Source organism: Mycolicibacillus trivialis (assembly GCF_002102395.1).
Classification (GTDB): domain Bacteria; phylum Actinomycetota; class Actinomycetes; order Mycobacteriales; family Mycobacteriaceae; genus Mycobacterium; species Mycobacterium triviale.
In genome coordinates this window covers 51,382-69,681 of the sequence record NZ_LQPZ01000016.1, presented here as the reverse complement: position 1 = coordinate 69,681, position 18,300 = coordinate 51,382, and the positions used below count along the sequence as shown (strand labels likewise).

The window sequence follows — 18,300 nt, the reverse complement described above, 5'->3', positions numbered from 1 at the left end:
CAGGGTGTAGTTTCGGCTGCCGGGCGGCGGGGGCCTTGAGGTGGCGCCGGTTCGCCGGTTGGATGGGGTCATGCAACTACCCCAGCGCCTGGCCCGGTTCAACCGGCATGTCACCAACCCGATCCAGCGACTGTGGGCGGGGCGAGCGCCGACGTTCGGGATCCTCGAGCACGTGGGGCGTCGTTCCGGCACCGTCTACCGCACCCCGCTGAGCGTGTTCAGCACCGACGACGGGGTGGCAATTCTGCTGACCTACGGTCCGGACCGGGATTGGCTGAAGAACATCCTGGCCGCCGGGGGTGGGCGGATGGAGCGCCACGGAACAACGTTCGCGGTCACCGATCCGCGGGTGGTGAGTAAGGCCGAGGCCGCGGCCAAGGTCAGCGGCAGGGCGCGCGCCGTGTTCGCCCGACTGCCTTTCGACAACGCCGTGCTGCTGACCAGGGAGAAGTGAGCCGGTGAAGTTCTCGCAGCGACGCGCCGAGTTCAACCGGGTGGTGACCAACCCGCTGTTCCGCCCGATCTCGGGCTGGGTGCCGCTGTGGTCGATCATCGAGCACACCGGGCGGCGGTCCGGGAAGACCTACCGCACGCCGGTGTCGATGTTCGCCACCCCGGACGGGGTGGCGGTGGCGCTGGTGTACGGCCCGGAGCGGGACTGGTTGAAGAACCTGCAGGCCGCCGGTGGCGGGCGGGCGAAGATGTACGGCAAGACCTTCGCGGTCACCAACCCGCGGGTGCTGCCCACCAGCGAGGCCGCACCGCTGCTCAAGTCGCCGTGGCGGCAGATCCTCGAGCGCGCCAACGTCGACTACACGCTGTTGTTGACCCGCTCCGACTGAGTCGGGTCACTCCAGCAGACGGCGCTTCTGCGCCCGGAATTCCTCACCGGTCAGCACGCCTTCGTCGCGCAGCTGGGCGAGCTGGCGCAGTTCCTCGGCGATACCGGTGCGCGCCGCGGGGCTGGCGGCCGCCTCGGCCACCGCGGTTTTGGCGGCCTCGTTGGCGACCTTGGTGACCGTGCCGCCTTTGATGCCGCCCATTCCCGAGCCGGGGCTGACGCCGCCGGCCAGGGCGCGACCGAGCATGCTGGCCAGCGCCAGTTCGCGGAACGCCGTCCCGGAGGCGCCGGCCACCGGGGCGGCCGGGGCGCCGGAGAGCGGCAGGGCGCGGGCCAGCGGTTCGATCTCACGGATGTTGGCCGACCAGGACGGCGGGACGGTGAGGCCGTCGATCTTGGGACCGTTGCCCATATCACCGTCGGTCCAGGGCCACAGCGGGTCGCCTTCCACCCACCGCGGCCACATGCCCGGACGCCAGCCGTCGGGCGAGGGCCGGCCCATGATCTCCAGCATCTCGTGGTGCTCGTCGTGCAGGTGGGCCAACCGGCGTTTGTTGTCCTCGACGTCGGGGATGGCGTCGACCCAGGCGGCCAGGGAGACCGCCACCCCGATGGCCGACGCGACACCGCCGAGCACCCCGGCGATGAAACCGGCGAGGCCCGCGAGGTCGGGGATGAACCAGTCGAGTATCGACGCCGGATCGGCCGGATTCGGCGCAGCCGCGGGTTGAATGCCGACGTCGAACAGCGCCGCCGGGCGGGCCAGTTGCTCACCCGGTCCGACACCGCCGGCGTCACCCACCCGAGCCATCACCTGCTGGACTCCCGCGTTCCCGGTGGTCCGGGCCGCGTCGGCGCCCTGAGCCACCTGGCCGAGTTCGTTGGTCGTCTTCGGCGGCGGGTCGAACGGCTTCATCTGGATCGCCGACAGCGACGACACCGTGTAGGCGGCGAACATCGCCACGTCCTGCGCCCACATCGCCGCGTACTCGGCTTCGTTGGCCGCGATGGCCGCGGTGTTCTGGCCCAGAATGTTGGTGGCGACCAGCACCATCAACTGGGCGCGGTTGGCGGCGATGACCGGCGGTGGCACCGTCGCCGCGAACGCGGTGTCGAAAGCCGACGCCGCGGCTTTGGCCTGCATCGCGACCATCTCGGCCTGGGTGGCGCTGGCGTGCAGCCAGGCCACATACGGCGCGGCCGCCGACGACATCGCCAGCGCCGACGGACCGAGCCAGGTTCCGGTGAGCGCCGAGACCGCCGACTGGAAGCCCAGCGCGGTGGTGTGCAGTTCGCCGGCCAGTCCGTCCCAGGCAGCGGCCGCGGCCAGCATCGGCCCCGAGCCGGGCCCGGTGTACATCAGACCGGAGATGACTTCCGGCGGCAGCCCCGCACCCATGTCCCCCTCCAACGGTTAGCTGTAGTCCGGCGACCACTCGACGGCTGTCGATGAAAACGGCGCCAACATACGGCGTGACCACCGACTATAGCGTGAGCGCTGCCAGACCGGTAATAAGAATCGTGATTGCTGGCGACCCGGTTTACACAGGTGCCGTCCGCAAAGCCGCAGGTAGGCTGGGAAAAAACTGTGTAGAAGCAAACGTGCGGATGTCCTCGGCGGTCTCCATCGGCTGAAGACCGGGCAGCAACAACACCACCATCGCGTACCGGGCGATGGTGTCGGCCAACTCGGTGACCGTCTGCTCGCCGATCCGCTCAACGAACCCGTCGGGGAAGATGACCCGCAGCGCCCCGGCGACCCGCTCGACGAACGCGCCGTAGTGCCGGTGCGCCATCTCCAGAGCCAACGCCGGGTCGTCGACGATCATCTGGTTGAGCACCCGGTGGCGCCGGAACCGCAGGATCGCTGCGGTGAAGGCCTCGACGTAGTAGTTCGCCTGGGGACCGGCGTTCTTCAGTTCCTCGGCGATCTCGGTGAACAGCACCGCGTTCTCCCGGTCGATCACCGCGGCCACCAACTCGTCGCGGTTCGGGAAACGACGGTAAATGGTGGTCCGGCTGACACCGGCTCGGCGCGCGACGTCATCGAGGGCGACCCGGCGCAGGCCGTGATGTTCGAATTCGATGACGGCGGCATCCAGGATGAGGTTCCTGGTGCGGTCAGCTGCGGGCGAACCCGGCACGGGCGAACTTGTTGTAGCGCACCTTCATGGGGAGATGGTCCCATACCCAGTTGACCGGGCGGGACCGCCAGAGTGCGGCGAAGCGCTGGTAGCGGCGTTCCTGGCGATCCGTCCACGGCAGCCCCAGCAGCACCCGGGCGCGCGGCGGCAACCCGCCGGTGGTCAGGAAGGCCGCCACCGGGTTGAACACCACCGCGATGACCCGCCACAGCGCCGGGGAGACCCCTTTGGGGCGGGGGAAGCCCTTGGTCACGTAACCGACGCCGTAGCGGGCGGTCTTGTGGGCCACCAGGACGTCGTCGAGCATGTGGTCCCAGTACTCCTCGAACGCGGCGTAGTCGGCCGGCATCACCCGGTCACTGACCCCGTAGCGGCGGTACCAGGTTTTGGATTCGAGGTAGATCTGCTCCTTCTCGGCGCGGGTCAGGCGTTTGACGAAGGTGTCGGCGAAATACAGCACCTGGTCGACGAAGGTGGCGTGCGCCCAGAAGTAGGTCTCGGGGTCCAGCGCGTGATATCTGCTGCCGTCGGGCATCTCCCCTTTGATGCCGACGTGGAAGTCCCGGACCTGCAGACCCGGATTGTCGTCATCGGTGCCGTAGACGGTGGTGAAGATCGGCGGGAGCGAACGCCGGATCCGGGCGGCGGTGTCGGAGAAGAACACCGAGTGATCGAGCACGCCCTGGCCGAGCTCGGCGAGCATGTTCTCCATCACCCCGGGGCGCGGCCCGATCAGGAACATCCGGTTGTCCCCGAAGTAGCGCCAGACCAGGGAATCCGGCCCCAGCGGCAACCCGTCGAGCACCGGTTCTGTAGCCACCGACTCCGCGGCGGGCCGGTGCGTGATCTCAGTCATGCGGAACAATGTTACACAACTTGTTTTTTGTACCGGTATCGAGCCGTTGTGCGACCGATGCGTGGACGTTGTCGACCGTTGGGACGATGCCGGGGTGGATCCGCTCAGCCGTCGTGCCGCGCTGCGCCTGGGCGTCCGAGCCACCGCGAGCGCGGCCGGGCTCTGGACGCTGGGCGCGCTGCTCGGCCCCGCTCGCCCGCAGGCGGCGCCGGTGGAGCCGGCGGCCGCCGGCAGCACCCTGCCCACCCGCGAAGCCGGTTCGTTCGTCTCCGCGGCGCGCGGCGGCAAGGAGACCAACTGGATCATCGCCCGCCCGCCCGGTCAGACCGGCCCACTGCGCGCCGTGGTCGCGCTGCACGGCATGGACAGCGACGCTGCCGGGGTGATGGGGCTGGGGGTGGAAGACGCGCTGGCCAAAGTGGTCTCCGACGGCGGGTCGCCGTTCGCGGTCGTCGCCGCCGACGGCGGCAACACCTTCTGGCACCGGCGGGCCTCCGGCGAGGACTCCGGTGCGATGATCCTCGACGAACTGCTGCCGATGCTGGCCGCCAAGGGCATCGACACCGCCCGGGTCGCGTTCATGGGCTGGTCGATGGGCGGTTACGGGTCGCTGCTGCTGGGCTCCCGCCTGGGCCCCGAGCGCACCGCCGGCATCTGCGCGATCAGCCCGGCGCTGTACATGACCTACTGGGGTGCGCCCGCGGTCGCGTTCGACAGCATCGACGACTGGCGGGACAACACCGTGTTCGGCCGCCCCGAGTTGTCCTCGATCCCGCTGCGGGTGGACTGCGGTATCGGCGACGGCTTCTACGTCGCCAGCCGCCAGTTCGTCAACCACCTCGCCACCCCGCCCGCGGGTGGGTTCTATCCCGGCGGGCACGACGCGACCTTCTGGCGTGCCCATCTGGCCGACGAATTGGCCTGGCTGGGTTCGTGATCCCGGCGCGCGGCGCTTAGTGCTGGTTGGCCGGGTTGAGCGGGCTGGCCGGATTCGCCGGATTGTTCGGGTTCAGCGGGCTGGCCGGATTCGCCGGATTGTTCGGGTTCAGCGGGCTGGCCGGATTCGCCGGATTGTTCGGGTTGAGCGGGCTGGCCGGATTGGCGGGGTTGGCCGGGTTCAGCGGGCTGTTGATGTTGGCCGGGTTCGTCGGACTGTTCGGCCCGTAAGGTCCGAGATTGCAGATCGCGTTCGCGTTGGCCATGCAATCGCCGGGGTTGAACGGGTCCGGGTTCGCCGGGTCGGCACCGGCGGCGCCCGCCCATGCGATGGCCGACCCACACGCCAAGGCCGCCGCGACGGCTTTCATGATGCCGCGTCCGATGCTGCCCATCCGTTGCTCCCGCCGTTGGTCCGTTGGAACCACAGGTTACGCGCGGCGCGCCCGGGTCAGGAGAACCGGCGCAGCCGAAGGCTGTTGAGCACCACCAGCACCGACGAGCAGGCCATGGCGGCCCCGGCGATCATCGGGTTGAGCAGGCCGGCCGCCGCGAGCGGGATCGCGGCCACGTTGTAGCCGAACGCCCACACCAGGTTCTGTTTGATGACGCGCAGGGTGCGCGCCGAGAGCCGCAGCGCAGTCGGGACGGTGGCCAGATCACCGCGGACCAGGGTCAGGTCGCCGGCCTCGATGGCGGCGTCGGTGCCGGTGCCCATCGCCATCCCGATGTCGGCGGTGGCCAGCGCCACCGAGTCGTTGACGCCGTCGCCGACCATGGCCACCTTCGCACCACGCTCCTGCAGCGCGGTCACCGCGTCGGCCTTGCCGGTGGGCAGCACGCCGGCGATGACCTGCGCCGGGTCGATGCCCACCTCGGCGGCGACCTGCCGCGCCACCGCGGCGGTGTCCCCGGTGAGCAACACCGGGGTGATCCCCATCGCCTTGAGTTCGCCGATCGCCGCGGCGCTGCCCGGCTTGACGGTGTCGGCCAGGGAGATCGTCCCGCGCGCCCACCCGTCCCAGGACACCTCGACGGTGGTGCCCGGGGCGGCCGGGGTCAGCAGGTCCACCCCGGCCAGCGAGCCGGCCCGGGTGACGCTCACCCGGACCCCGTCCACGTCGGCGGCGACCCCGGTGCCCGGGTCGTTGACGAAACCCGCCGGGTCACTCAGCGCCAGACCGCGGTGGCGGGCGGCGGCCACGATCGCGGCGGCGACCGGGTGCTCCGAGGCGGTCTCGACCGCGGCGGCGCGGGCCAAGACCTCGTCGCGGTCGGCACCGGAGTGGGCGGTCACCTCGGTCACCGCCATCTGCCCGGTGGTGACGGTCCCGGTCTTGTCCAGCACGACGGTGTCGATGTGGCGGACGTTCTCCAACACCCGCGGATCCTTGATCAGGATGCCCAACTGCGCTCCGCGGCCGGTCCCGACCAGGATCGCGGTCGGGGTGGCCAAACCGAGCGCGCACGGGCAGGCGATGATCAGCACCGCCACGGCCGCGGTGAACGCCGCCGCCGCCGACGCCCCGGCCAACAGCCAACCCGCCAGCGTCGCGGCGGCGATCACCAGCACCACCGGCACGAACACCGCCGACACCTGGTCCGCCAGGCGCTGCACCGACGCCTTACCGCTCTGGGCGTCGGTGACCAGCTTGGCCATCCGGGCCAATTGGGTGTCGGCACCGACCCTGGTGGCGCGCACCAGCAGCCGGCCGTAGGTGTTGAGCGATCCGCCGAGTACATCGTCGCCCGGGCCGACGTCGGCGGGCATCGACTCGCCGGTCATCGCCGAGGTGTCCAGCGCCGAAGAACCGTCGGTGATGACCCCGTCGGCGGCCACCCGCTCGCCCGGGCGTACGACGACGACATCGTCGACGTGCAGCTGGTCGACCGGCACGCGCACTTCCCGGCGCCCATCGGGGCCCTCGCGAAGGACGGCGGCGTCCTTGGCGCCGAGGGTCAGCAGCGCGCGCAGGGCCGCACCGGCGGTGCGTTTGGCGCGCGATTCGGCGTAGCGACCGGCCAGCAGGAACACCGTGACCGCGGCGGCCACTTCGAAGTAGACGTGACCCTCGCCGCCGATGACGGCCACCGCGGACCAGAGGTAGGCCGCGACGGTGCCCAGCGACACCAGGGTGTCCATCGTGGACGCGCCGTGGCGGGCATTGACCAACGCGGCCTTGTGGAACGGGTAACCGCCCCAGAACACCACCGGGGTGGTCAGCGCGAACACCAGCCAGTCCCAGCCGGGGAACTGCCAGGCCATCACCATCGAGAGCACCACGACCGGGACACCCAGCAGCGCCGAGCCGATCAGCCGCGGCCGCAACTGGTCCTCGAGCACGTCCTGGTCGCCGGTTTCGTGGTCAGCACCGGCCACCGACGCCTGGTAGCCGGCGGATTCGACGGCCCGGATCAGCTCGGCCGGTGAGACGCTCGCGTCGTGGTCGATGTGGGCGCGTTCGATCGCGAGGTTGACCGTGGCGTGCACGCCCTCGAGCCTGTTGAGTCCGCGCTCGACCCGGGCGGCGCACGACGCGCACGTCATCCCCCGCAGTTCCAGATCGGTCGTTTGCATACCCGCCATTCTACCCGGCATACCCTACGGGGTATCCCCTGTCGGGGTGCGGCTACGCCACCAGCGGGCGGTTCCGATGACGGCGAGCACACCCGCCGCAGTCACCGCCAGCAGCGTCAGCAGCAACTGCGGCGGGTCGTAGACCACCGAGGTGGTGACCGGCTCACCGTCGAGGACCGGCGCCACCTCCACGGTGGAGCAGACCGCGCTGGCGGCGGCCCCCGCGGCCAGCAACAGCAGGGCCGCCGCGGCGAGTTCGATCAGCGCGCGCAGCCGCACGCTCACGGCCGCGGCCCACCGTCGTCGTTGGGCTCGTCGAGGGAGTGCGGGGGGGCGCCCGAGCCGGTGTACTCCTGCTTCAGCGCGACCAACGCCGCGCGCAGCCCGCGGTGGTTACGCGCCCAGGCCTGCACATTGCGTTGTTCGGTGAGCCGCAACCCGATGCCGGTGCGGCCGCGGGGCACGCCGGAGAGCTCCCCCAGTGCCCGCGCGGTCTGCCACTTCTCCAGTTTGCGGCCCGACCGCACCGAGTTCTCCGGCGGCGGGTACACGCCGACGATGTCGGCGACGCGCAGCGTCTCGGTGCCCTGCTGCAAGGTCTGCTCGGTGAGGACGACCGCGGTGTGGATGCGGGCCGCCTTGACCTGGATGGCCAGGAAGCCGGTGACCACGACCAGGAAGGTGACCGGCACCAGCGGGTTGTAGCCGTTGCCGCTGGAGACCTGGATCATCAGCATCGCGATCGCGGCGGCCGGTCCGGCCAGCACCCACAGCCAACTGGCGCCCTTCTCGACGAACAGCGGGGCGGGACCGGGTTCGGCGGGGTCACCCGCCTGCTGGAATGCCATCGCCGGTCAGACTAGCCAGTCGGCGGCCTCGGTGGCCCAGTAGGTCAGCACCACATCGGCGCCGGCCCGACGGATGCTGGTCAACGACTCCAGCACCGCGGCTTGCCGGTCGATCCAGCCGCGCTCGGCGGCCGCGCTGATCATCGCGTACTCGCCGGAGACCTGGTAGGCGGCCACCGGGACCGTCGAAAGCTCCGCGGCGGCGGCCACCACGTCCAGGTAGCCCAGCGCGGGTTTGACCATGACCAGGTCGGCGCCCTCGTCGATGTCGAGGGCGACCTCGCGCAGCGCCTCCCGCGCGTTGGCCGGGTCCTGTTGGTAACTGTGCCGGTCCCCGACCAGGCTGGAACCCACCGCGTCGCGGAACGGCCCGTAGAACGCCGAGGCGAACTTCGCGGCGTAGGCCAGGATCGCGGTGTCGGCGTGGCCGGCCGCATCCAGGCCGTCGCGGATGGCGCCGACCTGCCCGTCCATCATCCCGCTCGGGGAGACGACGTGGGCCCCGGCCTGCGCCTGGGCCACCGCCAGCCGCACGTAGTGCTCGACGGTGGCGTCGTTGTCGACCCGGCCGGCGGCGTCGAGCACCCCGCAGTGGCCGTGATCGGTGAACTCGTCCAGGCAGGTGTCGGCCATCAGCACGGTGGCGTCACCGAGGTCGGCGGCCAGATCGGCCAGCGCGACGTTGAGGATCCCGGCCGGATCGGCGCCGGCCGAGCCGTCGGCGTCCTTGTCCTCCTCGCGCGGCACCCCGAACAGCATCAGCCCGCCCACCCCGGCACGCACGGCGTCGGCGGCCGCGGCGCGCAGCGAGTCGCGGGTGTGCTGCACCACGCCGGGCATCGACGGGATCGGCCTGGGTTCGTCGATGCCGTCGGCGACGAACAGCGGCAGCACCAGTTGGCGCGGCTGCAGGGTGATCTCGCTGACCAGCCGGCGCAGCGCCGGCGAGGAGCGCAGGCGGCGGGGACGCTGGCGCGGGTAGCCCATCAGTCCGCGTCGACTCTGCGGTGAGCGCGCAGGTCACTCGCGCTTGTGCGTACTGAGCGCAGAGTCGACGCGCGATGAGTCACCGCTGCACCCGTCGCCGCGCCCTCGGTCACCGCCGGCGGCTCTTCTTACGCGGCGGCGGCAGTGCCCCCTCGGCGCGCAGCCGGGCGGCGTGCTCGGCGAGCGCGTCGACCAGCGGGCCGATCGCGGCCGTCTCGGGCCGCACGTCGACGCGCAGCCCGAACTCGGTGGCGGTCTCGGCGGTCTTGGGGCCGATGCAGCTGACGATCGTGCGGGCGTGCGGCTTGCCCGCGATGCCGACCAGGTTGCGCACGGTGGAACTGGAGGTGAAGCAGACCGCGTCGAACCCGCCGGTCTTGATCATCTCGCGGGTGGCCGCCGGCGGCGGTGCGGCCCGCACCGTGCGGTAGGCGGTCACGTCCTCGATCTCCCAGCCCCGCTCCCGCAGCCCCTCGGCGAGGGTCTCGGTGGCGATGTCGGCGCGCGGCAGCAGCACCCGGTTGACCGGGTCGAGCACGTCGTCGTAGGGCGGGAACTCCTCGAGCAGGCCCAGCGAGGACTGTTCGCCCGAGGGCACCAGTTCCGGGGTGATGCCGAAGGCTCGGACCCGGTCGGCGGTGGCCTCCCCGACGCAGGCGATGTTCACCCCGGAGAAGGCGCGGGCGTCGAGCCCGAACTCGCGGAATTTCTCCCAGACGGCGCGCACCGCGTTGGTGGAGGTGAACACCACCCACTGGTAGCGGCCGTCGACCAGTCCCTTGACGGCGCGTTCCATCTGCGCGGGGCTGCGCGGCGGTTCCACGGCGATGGTGGGGACCTCGATGGGCGTCGCGCCGTAGGTGATGAGTCGCTCGCTCATCTCTCCGGCCTGGTCCTTGGTGCGTGGCACCAGCACGGTCCAGCCGTAGAGGGCGCGGCTCTCCCACCAGTTCAGCTTGGAGCGGTTGTTGACGGTCTTGCCGATGGTGACCACCAGCGGTCCGCGCTGCGCCGCACCGTTGACACTCGGCTCGGTGAACTCGGGCCCGGTCAGCACCGTCTGTTCGGTCAGGCCGTGCAGGGTGGACTCCACCGACCGCTGCGCGCAGGTCGTGCCCGAGGTGGTGACCACGCACGGGGTGGAGTCGGTGAGCCCGTACTCGATCAGAGTGCTGGCCGCTTCCGGCAGGTGCGACGCGGTGGCCTGCAGGATCAGCGGGCCCGGGGCGGCGGCCAGCGCCGCCCAGTCCACGTCACCGCGCACGTCGGCGACGGTGTGCGAGGAGCCCAGCGGCAGCCCGGCGTAGGTGGGGACCGCGCTGGTCGGGTTGAGCCCGGGGATGATCTCGAAGACGAGGTTGGTCCGTGCGACCGCGCCGACCTCGGTGACCAGCGAGTCGACCGACAGCGGGTCACCGGCGACCAGCCGGACCACGTCGGCGCCCGTACGGGCCGCCGCGGTCAGCGTCTTGGCCACCTCGGCCGGACCGCCCAGCGCGGGGCGGATGTCCGGCCCGGCGTCCTGTTCGGTCTCGTCGCCCTCGGCCGTCGTCTCGATCGGGGCGGGCGGCAGTTCGGTGCCGACCAGCGCCAGCACCGGCTCGGGCACGTCGGGGTCGGTGAAGACCAGGGCGGCGCGTGCCAGCGCCGCTTTGGCGCGGATCGTCAGCAGACCCGGGTCGCCAGGACCCGAGCCGACGAACACGATCCGGCCCGGCTTCGGTTTACGGCCTCGCGTACTCACTTGGCGAGCCATCTCCTAACTCCAGTCACTCCCGCGGGCGGCGGCCTCACCGCGCGCCCGACATCACCTCACGCGCCCCGAGTTCGAACAACTCCGCGGCCACGGCGAGCCCCAGCTCCCGTGCCCGCTGTGGAGTGCCCACACCGGACGCGCGGATCACGTCGGATCCGTCCAGCGCCGCCACGCAGCTGCGTAGCGACAGCTCCTCGAAGACCCGGCCCTCCTCATCGATGGACTCGACCACCTCAGCGATCGCGCCCACCGGTGCGGAGCAACCCGCCTCCAGTTCGGCGAGCAGGGCCCGTTCCGCGGTGACCGCGGCGCGGGTGTCGGCGTCGTCCAATGTGCCCAACGCCGCCGTCAGCTCGGTGTCCTCGGCGCGACACTCCACCGCGAGCGCTCCCTGAGCCGGTGCTGGCAACAGCTGCACCGGTTCGAGCGTCTCGGTGACTTCGTCGAGGCGCCCGATCCGGGCCATACCCGCCCGGGCCACCACGATCGCGTCGAGTTCACCGCTGCTGACCCTGTTCAACCTGGTAACTAGGTTGCCTCGTAGGGGGTGGATTTCCAAACCGAGACCCAGTGCTCTAAGCTGTGCCGCCCGCCGGGGCGCCGACGTGCCCACCAGCGAGCCGGCCGGCAACTCGCCGAGCACCAGGCCGTCGCGGGCGACGAGCACGTCACGGGGGTCTTCGCGGCGCGGAATGGCCGCGATGGTGAAGCGCGGATCCTGCTCGGTGGGCAGGTCCTTGTGCGAGTGCACCGCCGCGTCGACGCGGCCATCGGCGATGGCCTCGCGCAGCTCGGCGGTGAACACCCCCACCCCGATGGTGCCGACCGGCGCCATCGACTGGTCGCCCTTGGTGTTGATGATCACCAACTCGACGTCGTGCCCATCAGCGATCAACACTTCCCGGACGCTCTCGGCCTGAGTGGTGGCCAGCAGGCTTCCCCGGGTACCTAACCGGATCATATTCCCCAAATCGGTTACTCGACGGTTCCGATGCCGCCTTCGGCATCGCTTGGCACCGTTGGCAATTCACCGGCACCGGCGAGCGCGTCCACGGCCCGCGGGTCGAGTTCGAACAACTCCCGCAAAGCTTCCGCGTAGGCGTCCCCGCCGGGGGTGTTGGCCAGTTGTTTGACGCGCACGGTCGGCGAATGCAGCAGCTTGTCGACCACGCGCCGGACGGTGCGCGAGACCTCGTCGCGGTGCGCGCTGTCGAGGCCGGGAAGCCGGCGCTCCAGCCGCAGCAGCTCCGCTTCGACCACGTCGGCGGCGCGCTGCCGCAGCGCGGTCACCGTCGGGGTGACCTCGGCCATCCGCTGGGAGGCCAGGTACGCGGCGACCTCCGCGACGACGATCTCGCGGGCGGCCGCGGCGTCGTCGGCGGCGGCCCGGGCGGACGGTTCGCGTTGCACACGCTCCATGTCGACCACGACCACACCGGGCAGCCCGGCCACCGTCGGGTCGACGTCGCGCGGCATGCCCAGGTCGCAGACGACCAGCGGGCCGCTGTCGTCGCGCCGGCCGGCGGCAAGCCCCTCGTGCACGTCGGCCAACGAGACCACCGCGCCGACCGCACCGGTGCAGCTGACCACGACGTCGGCGACGGCCAGCGCCTCGGCGACCGCGTCGAGCCCACCGGCCTGCGCGGGCACCTTCGACTCGGTGATGCGCTCGGCCAGCCGCCGGGCGCGTTCCGGGGACCGGTTCAGCACCTCGATGCGGCCGATCCCGGCGCGCGTCAGGTGCGCGGCGGCCAGCGAGCCCATCGAGCCCGCGCCGATGATCGCCGCGGTCTTGCCGGCCAGCCCGTCGAGTCGGGTGGCGGCGATGTCGAGGGCGACCGACACCACCGACGCGCCGGCGGCGTCGATGCCGGTCTCGGAATGCACCCGCTTGCCGACCGACAGGGCGCGCTGGGCCAGGTCGTGCAGCACCCGGCCGACGGCGAGGTTGGCTTCGGCGACCGCGTAGGCCTGGCGCACCTGCCCGAGTACCTGCTGTTCGCCGACCACGGCGGAATCCAGGCCGCTGGCCACCGAGAAGAGGTGCTGAACGGCGGCTTCGCTGTAGCGGACGTAGGCGTAGCGGGTGAGTTCGCCGACCGGCATCCCGGAGTGCTCGGCGAGCACCTCGCCGATGGCGGCCAGACCGCCGTGGAAGGCGTCCACCACGGCGTACACCTCGACCCGGTTGCAGGTCGAGAGCAGCATCACCTCACTGACCAGCGAGGATTGCAACATCCGGTCGAGGATTTTGACCTGATCGGCTTCGTCGCTGCTCAGTTGTTCCAGCACCGGCACCGGCGCACTGCGGTGGGAAAACCCGAAGAGCAGGACGCTCACGGCTGCTTCACCCGGCCTGCTCCCTTGCATTCACAAGTGACAACACTTACCTCCAAGGTAAAGGTTTACCAGTCCAGCAATCAAATTTGCTCAGATCGGTGGCCGGCTGCCCAGATCCGCTCGCAGTCGCGGTTCGTCGATCTCCCAGTAGCTGTGTTCGCGACCGTCGAGCAGCACCACCGGCAGCCGGTCGCCGTACTCCGCGCGCAGCCCGCTGTCCCCGGCGGCAGCGGCGGCGTCGACATCGGTGGTGGTCAGTGCGAAACCGAGTTCGGCGGCCAACTCGGTCAGCCGGGCGTGCACCCGCACGCACATCGCGCAGCCGTCCCGGCTCAGCAGTTGCACCTGTCGTTGCGACACGCCTTCCAGTGTGGCACCGATCTCGTCGGCGCCGCCGAGACGGTAGAGCCGGATAAAGTTGGACGACGACCGGTCCAGGTGGAAGGGAGGGGCGGTTGTGAGTTCACCCGAGACTTTCCCCGAACCCGTTGATGCGGCCGGGGCGGCCAGCGCCGAGCGCGCCCTGGTGGATCTCTCCGCCGGGCCCGACGAGCCCGGCGAGGAGGCGCCGCCGACGCCGCCGCCGGTCGATCTGACCGCCGCTGCGTTCTTCGATGTCGACAACACCCTGGTGCAGGGCTCGTCGATGGTGCATTTCGGGCGCGGCCTGGCCGCCCGGAAGTACTTCACCTACAGCGACGTCGTCCGGTTCCTCTACGCCCACGCCAAGTATCAGCTCACCGGCTGGGAGAACAGCGACGACGTGGCCGCCGGGCGACGCAAGGCGCTGGCGTTCATCGAGGGCCGCACCACCGAGGAACTGGCGGAGCTGGGCGAGGAGATCTACGACGAGATCATCGCCGACAAGATCTGGCCGGGCACCCGCGACCTGGCGCAGATGCACCTCGACGCCGGCCAGCAGGTGTGGCTGGTGACCGCCACCCCCTACGAGCTGGCCGACACGATCGCGCGCCGGCTGGGCCTGACCGGTGCGCTGGGCACCGTCGCGGAGTCGGTGGACGGGGTGTTCACCGGCCGGCTGGTCGGGGAGATCCTGCACGGCACCGGTAAGGCGCATGCGGTGCGCTCGCTGGCCATCCGGGAGGGCCTCAACCTCAAGCGCTGCACCGCCTACTCCGACAGCTACAACGACCTGCCGATGCTGTCGCTGGTGGGCACCGCGGTCGCGGTCAACCCCGACGCCCGGTTGCGCGATCTGGCCCGCGAGCGCGGGTGGGAGATCCGCGACTTCCGCACCGCCCGCAAGGCCGCGCGCATCGGGGTTCCCTCTGCGCTGGCGCTGGGGGCAGCCGGCGGCGCCCTGGCGGCTGCCGTGTCGCGTCGCCACGAGCGCGTGTAGCGCGCGAGGGGCGACCGACCGCCTCCCAGCACGTGTCGCGTCGCCACGAGCGCGTCTAACGCGCGAGGGGCGACCGACCGCCTCCCGACACGCGTCGCGCCGCCACGAGCGCGTGTAACGCGCGAGGCGCTCACGACGGAATCGGAGTTGATAAACTTTCGGCCGCCGACGACCAGCGGCAAGATCCCCCGAGAGATAACGGCACCGACATGGCTACCCAGTTGGAGAACGCCGACAGCATCATCGGCACCCACTACCGCTTCCCGGACTACTTTGAGGTGGGCCGGGAGAAGATCCGCGAGTTCGCGTCGGCGGTCAAGGACTCCCACCCGAGTCATTTCAACGAGTCCGACGCCGCGGCCGACGGCTATGACGCGGTGGTCGCGCCGCTGACGTTCCTGGCCGTCGCGGGCCGGCGGGTGCAGTTGGAGATCTTCACCAAGTTCGACATCCCGATCAACATCGCCCGGGTGTTCCACCGCGATCAGAAGTTCACCTTCCACCGGCCGATCCTCGACGGCGACCGGCTGTACTTCGACACCTACCTGGACTCGGTGCTCGAGTCGCACGGCACGGTGATCAGCGAGATCCGCAGCGAGGTCACCGACGCCGACGGCAACCCGGTGATCACCAGCGTGGTGACCATGATCGGCGAGTCGTCGCGTCAGGACGCCGACGCCGAGACCACGATGGCCGCGATCGCGGCGATGCGCGCCAAGAAGTAGCGCCGACGCGGCTCAGCCGAAGAAGGCGTTGCGGCGGCCGGCCAGCACCCGGTAGAGGGTCTTCTGGATCGTCTCGCGGACGTGGTCGGTGATCTCGAAGGTGACCATCGGATCGTCGGCCGCACTCTCGTCGTACTCGGCGGTGGAGATCGGTTCGCCGAAGGCGATATGCCATTTCGACGGCAGCGGCACCAGCCCGGCCGCCCCGGCCAGCGGGAACAGCGGGGTGACCGGGAAATACGGCAGACCCAGCAGCCGCGCCAGCAGCTTCAGGTCGGCGACCATCGGGTAGATCTCCTCGGAGCCGACGATCGAGCACGGCACAATCGGCGCCTTGGTGCGCAGGGCGGCGGCGACGAATCCGCCGCGGCCGAAGCGCTGCAGCTTGTAGCGGTCCTTGAAGTGTTTGCCCAGCCCCTTGTAGCCCTCCGGGAACACCGCGGTCAGCTCGCCGGCCTCCAGCAGCCGCTGCGCGTCGGCGGTGCACGCCATGGTGTGGCCAGCCATCCGGGCACCCTGGCTGATCATCGGCAGGTCGAAGACCAGGTCCGCGGCGAGCAGTCGCAGGTTGCGCTGGGCGGGGTGTTCGTCGTGGACGGCGACCGAGGCCATCAGTCCGTCGATGGGCAGCACCCCGGCATGGTTGGCGACCACCAGCGCCGCACCGGAGTCGGGCAGGTTCTCCACCCCGCTGACCTCGACGCGGAACCAGGACCGGAACCACGGCCGCAACAGCGGCAGGATGACGTTCTCGTTGAAATGCGGGTCGAACCCGAACTCGTCGACGCTGTAGTCGCCGGTCAGCCGACGGCGGACGAACTCCGCGATCGACGAGATCCGTTGCGACAGTTCGTTGGGCTCCGCGGGCGGCACCGCTGCGCCGCCGTGCTGCGGGTCGATCTCGCGGATGATGGCGGCGGCCTGGTCGGCCGGCGGCCACTGTCCGGACCGGGCCAGCAGCGACGGGTGCTGACGGGCCGCGTCGGCGCGTTGGGCGGCCCGGCGTTGCGCCGCCGAGCGACCCGAATCTGCGCGCAGCGGAATGACTTTCGCCTTCCGTTCACCCGCCACGCGGTTACCTCCCCGTCTGTCGTGACCGCCTCACGCGAACCCGACCTTCAGCCTCCCCAGCGCTGCGCGGCCGCAACGAGCCGGGTTTCCATCGAGCGTACCCAGCCGGGGTCGATGACCGGCATCAATCCGCGACCGTGAACGTAATCGTCGAACGCCTCGACCGTCGTCCACTTGGGTTCGAAGCCGAGCTCCACGCGCATGCGTGTGGTGTCCATCACCCGGCCGTAACTCAAATAGTCGAATTGTTCGCGACTGGTCTCGGTGTAGCGATTGGCTCGACGCAGCGAATCTATCACCCGCAGGCCCATCTGGGGTACGGGAACCGGGACCCGGCCGGCCCGCTGAATCGCCTGGGTCATCATCATGATCCCGTCGCCGCCGACGTTGAAGGTGCCGGGTTTTCCGGCCATCGTGGCGTGCTCGAGGGCACCCAGCGCATCCTGCTCGTGCAGCAGTTGCAGGCGTGCGTCGCGCCCGAGCACGGTCGGCACCAGCGGGCCGCTGAGGAACCGGGACAGCACGGTGTCCTGGCCGGGCCCGATCATGTTGGCCAGCCGCAGGATGGAGACCGCGATGTCGGGGCGGCGGCGGCCCAGCCCGCGGGCATAGCTCTCGATGTCCAGACTGTCGCGGCCGAACCCCTCCAGCGGGCGATGGCTGGTGCTGTCCTCGGTGAACCGGACCGGATCGCGCGAACTGGCGCCGTAGACGTCGGAGGTCGATTTGAGCACCACCCGCCGCACCGACGGTGCCTTCTGACAGGCCGCGAACAGCTGCATAGCGCCCATCACGTTGAGTTCCTTGAGCACCGCGCCGGAGCCCGAGCGGGGCGCGTACGAGGCCGCCGCCGCGTGCACCACGGTGTCGACGTCGCCGTTACGGATGACCTTGGCGATGAAGGGGTTGCGGATGTCGGCGCGCACGAACTCGGCGCGGCCCATCCGGCGTAGCAGATCCTTGCTCGGCGCCACGGCGTCGACAGCGATGATCCGGTTGATCAGCGGGTTCTGTGCCAGCCGCGCGGTCAAGTACCCGCCGAGGAATCGGCAGGCCCCGGTGACCAGCACCACGCTCGGGTACTGCAGCTTGTCGCCGCCGTCGGAGGGGGTGTCGGACGAACTCACCTCGTCAGCCTAGCGACGGCACCGCCGGATCCTGCCCGGCGATGCCCGACCGCTCTACTTGCCGAGTTTTCTGCGCTGCACCCGGGTGCGACGCAGCAACTTGCGGTGCTTCTTCTTCGACATACGCTTGCGCCGCTTCTTGACTACTGAACCCATAAACTCCGCTACCTACATCCTGCCGATGGCTGTTCGCACCGGGCCGGTGTGAAGACTTGACCCGGTCACTTTACCTGTGCCGGGGTGGGGAACGAAAAACCGCACCCGCCGCCGGCCGTTGCCGCGCGCACCGTGGTCCGGACACGCGAAAACCCCCGGTGCGCTGCCCGGGGTTCCGGTCCGGCCGGATTCGCGCCGCGGTCGAGCTAACCCGCGTCGAAGAAGGAACTCTCCAACATGTCGTGCACGGCCTTCGCGTGAACGCGGAAGGAGCGTCCCACCCGCACCGCGGGCAGTTCACCGTTGTGCACCAGTCGATACACGGTCATCTTCGAAACCCGCATCAGCGCGGCCACCTCGGCCACCGTGAGGAACTGTGTTCTGCCTTGCTGGCCGTCCGGCGAAGCGGATTCGCGTGCCGGCTTGCCACTAGCCGAATCCCGCGCCGACGGCCCGTTCATTGACGTCATCGCAACCCAATCCAATCGGGCATACGCAGTCCAGCGGCTTCCCCTCCGCAGGCCTGACGCATGCTTACACCCAAGGAGAATAGCGGGACCAATGGGGTTGCTGCG

Annotated in this window: 21 protein-coding genes; 5 read left to right on the top strand and 16 right to left on the bottom strand. The window is 70.4% G+C overall.

Annotation, left to right across the window (positions count from 1 at the left end):
* Positions 1-70 precede the first annotated feature (70 nt).
* Together AWC30_RS06445 and AWC30_RS06440 are read left to right on the top strand one after the other, a co-directional pair.
* The gene (locus AWC30_RS06445; RefSeq protein WP_085109372.1) at positions 71-454 is read left to right on the top strand and encodes a nitroreductase family deazaflavin-dependent oxidoreductase; all 384 of its coding nucleotides are present in this window, start codon (positions 71-73) and stop codon (positions 452-454) included.
* A gap of 4 nt (positions 455-458) precedes the next feature.
* Positions 459-842 carry a nitroreductase family deazaflavin-dependent oxidoreductase gene (locus AWC30_RS06440; RefSeq protein ID WP_085109371.1) on the top strand — a complete coding sequence of 128 codons (384 nt, stop codon included), beginning with the start codon at positions 459-461 and terminating at the stop codon, positions 840-842.
* A 6-nt stretch (positions 843-848) separates the two neighbouring features.
* Here AWC30_RS06440 and AWC30_RS18185 read toward each other — a convergent pair whose 3' ends face one another.
* From AWC30_RS18185 to AWC30_RS06425, 3 genes are all read right to left on the bottom strand, one after another.
* Positions 849-2,240 (bottom strand): PPE family protein, SVP subgroup, encoded by a 1,392-nt coding sequence (locus AWC30_RS18185; RefSeq protein WP_085109370.1) that lies wholly within the window; start codon positions 2,238-2,240, stop codon positions 849-851.
* A 142-nt stretch (positions 2,241-2,382) separates the two neighbouring features.
* Positions 2,383-2,985, bottom strand: a complete 603-nt coding sequence (locus tag AWC30_RS06430) for a TetR/AcrR family transcriptional regulator (RefSeq protein WP_085109369.1) — start codon at positions 2,983-2,985, stop codon at positions 2,383-2,385.
* On the bottom strand, positions 2,963-3,841 hold the full coding sequence (locus tag AWC30_RS06425) for an oxygenase MpaB family protein (RefSeq protein WP_085109368.1): 879 nt from the start codon (positions 3,839-3,841) through the stop codon (positions 2,963-2,965). Before AWC30_RS06425 ends, AWC30_RS06430 begins: the two co-directional genes overlap by 23 nt.
* 94 nt (positions 3,842-3,935) lie before the next feature.
* On the opposite strand from AWC30_RS06425, the gene AWC30_RS06420 reads away from it, so the two are divergent.
* Positions 3,936-4,778, top strand: a complete 843-nt coding sequence (locus AWC30_RS06420) for an alpha/beta hydrolase (protein WP_234807965.1) — start codon at positions 3,936-3,938, stop codon at positions 4,776-4,778.
* A gap of 16 nt (positions 4,779-4,794) precedes the next feature.
* Here the strand turns inward: AWC30_RS06420 and AWC30_RS18025 are convergent, their stop codons facing one another.
* The 9 genes from AWC30_RS18025 to AWC30_RS06375 form a co-directional block, all read right to left on the bottom strand.
* Positions 4,795-5,148 carry a hypothetical protein gene (locus AWC30_RS18025; RefSeq protein ID WP_133053664.1) on the bottom strand — a complete coding sequence of 118 codons (354 nt, stop codon included), beginning with the start codon at positions 5,146-5,148 and terminating at the stop codon, positions 4,795-4,797.
* A gap of 80 nt (positions 5,149-5,228) precedes the next feature.
* Positions 5,229-7,355, bottom strand: coding sequence for a heavy metal translocating P-type ATPase (locus AWC30_RS06410; RefSeq protein WP_109561959.1), 2,127 nt, complete (start codon positions 7,353-7,355; stop codon positions 5,229-5,231).
* A gap of 24 nt (positions 7,356-7,379) precedes the next feature.
* Positions 7,380-7,640: a hypothetical protein gene (locus AWC30_RS06405; protein ID WP_085109364.1), complete on the bottom strand. Its 261-nt coding sequence runs from the start codon at positions 7,638-7,640 to the stop codon at positions 7,380-7,382.
* Positions 7,637-8,203 (bottom strand): transport-regulating membrane protein Mce1N, encoded by a 567-nt coding sequence (locus tag AWC30_RS06400; RefSeq protein ID WP_085109363.1) that lies wholly within the window; start codon positions 8,201-8,203, stop codon positions 7,637-7,639. The genes AWC30_RS06405 and AWC30_RS06400 overlap by 4 nt, the downstream gene beginning before the upstream one ends.
* Positions 8,204-8,209: 6 nt before the next feature.
* Complete coding sequence (gene hemB / locus AWC30_RS06395) at positions 8,210-9,190, bottom strand: porphobilinogen synthase (protein ID WP_085109362.1); 981 nt, start codon at positions 9,188-9,190, stop codon at positions 8,210-8,212.
* Between the two features lie 109 nt (positions 9,191-9,299).
* The gene (locus tag AWC30_RS06390; protein ID WP_085109361.1) at positions 9,300-10,934 is read right to left on the bottom strand and encodes a bifunctional uroporphyrinogen-III C-methyltransferase/uroporphyrinogen-III synthase; all 1,635 of its coding nucleotides are present in this window, start codon (positions 10,932-10,934) and stop codon (positions 9,300-9,302) included.
* Positions 10,935-10,980: 46 nt separating this feature from the next.
* Entirely contained in the window at positions 10,981-11,907 is a 927-nt protein-coding gene (hemC, locus tag AWC30_RS06385) for a hydroxymethylbilane synthase (RefSeq protein ID WP_085109360.1), read from the bottom strand.
* Positions 11,908-11,921: 14 nt separating this feature from the next.
* Positions 11,922-13,286, bottom strand: coding sequence for a glutamyl-tRNA reductase (locus tag AWC30_RS06380; RefSeq protein WP_085109359.1), 1,365 nt, complete (start codon positions 13,284-13,286; stop codon positions 11,922-11,924).
* Between the two features lie 90 nt (positions 13,287-13,376).
* Complete coding sequence (locus AWC30_RS06375) at positions 13,377-13,646, bottom strand: glutaredoxin family protein (RefSeq protein ID WP_264000296.1); 270 nt, start codon at positions 13,644-13,646, stop codon at positions 13,377-13,379.
* 97 nt (positions 13,647-13,743) lie between these two features.
* Between AWC30_RS06375 and AWC30_RS06370 the strand changes: the two genes are divergently transcribed.
* Complete coding sequence (locus AWC30_RS06370; RefSeq protein WP_085109357.1) at positions 13,744-14,646, top strand: HAD family hydrolase; 903 nt, start codon at positions 13,744-13,746, stop codon at positions 14,644-14,646.
* 209 nt (positions 14,647-14,855) lie between these two features.
* Positions 14,856-15,371 (top strand): FAS1-like dehydratase domain-containing protein, encoded by a 516-nt coding sequence (locus AWC30_RS06365; protein ID WP_085109356.1) that lies wholly within the window; start codon positions 14,856-14,858, stop codon positions 15,369-15,371.
* Between the two features lie 12 nt (positions 15,372-15,383).
* Here AWC30_RS06365 and AWC30_RS06360 read toward each other — a convergent pair whose 3' ends face one another.
* The 4 genes from AWC30_RS06360 to AWC30_RS06345 all read right to left on the bottom strand — a co-directional run bounded on the left by AWC30_RS06360 (position 15,384) and on the right by AWC30_RS06345 (position 18,195).
* Positions 15,384-16,442 carry a lysophospholipid acyltransferase family protein gene (locus tag AWC30_RS06360; RefSeq protein ID WP_085109355.1) on the bottom strand — a complete coding sequence of 353 codons (1,059 nt, stop codon included), beginning with the start codon at positions 16,440-16,442 and terminating at the stop codon, positions 15,384-15,386.
* A gap of 47 nt (positions 16,443-16,489) precedes the next feature.
* Positions 16,490-17,569 carry an SDR family oxidoreductase gene (locus AWC30_RS06355; protein WP_085109354.1) on the bottom strand — a complete coding sequence of 360 codons (1,080 nt, stop codon included), beginning with the start codon at positions 17,567-17,569 and terminating at the stop codon, positions 16,490-16,492.
* 54 nt (positions 17,570-17,623) lie between these two features.
* A complete protein-coding gene (locus AWC30_RS06350; RefSeq protein WP_081597721.1) occupies positions 17,624-17,725 on the bottom strand; it encodes a 30S ribosomal protein bS22 in 102 nt (33 codons plus the stop codon).
* A 206-nt stretch (positions 17,726-17,931) separates the two neighbouring features.
* Entirely contained in the window at positions 17,932-18,195 is a 264-nt protein-coding gene (locus AWC30_RS06345) for a helix-turn-helix domain-containing protein (RefSeq protein ID WP_085109353.1), read from the bottom strand.
* Positions 18,196-18,300: the final 105 nt, after the last annotated feature.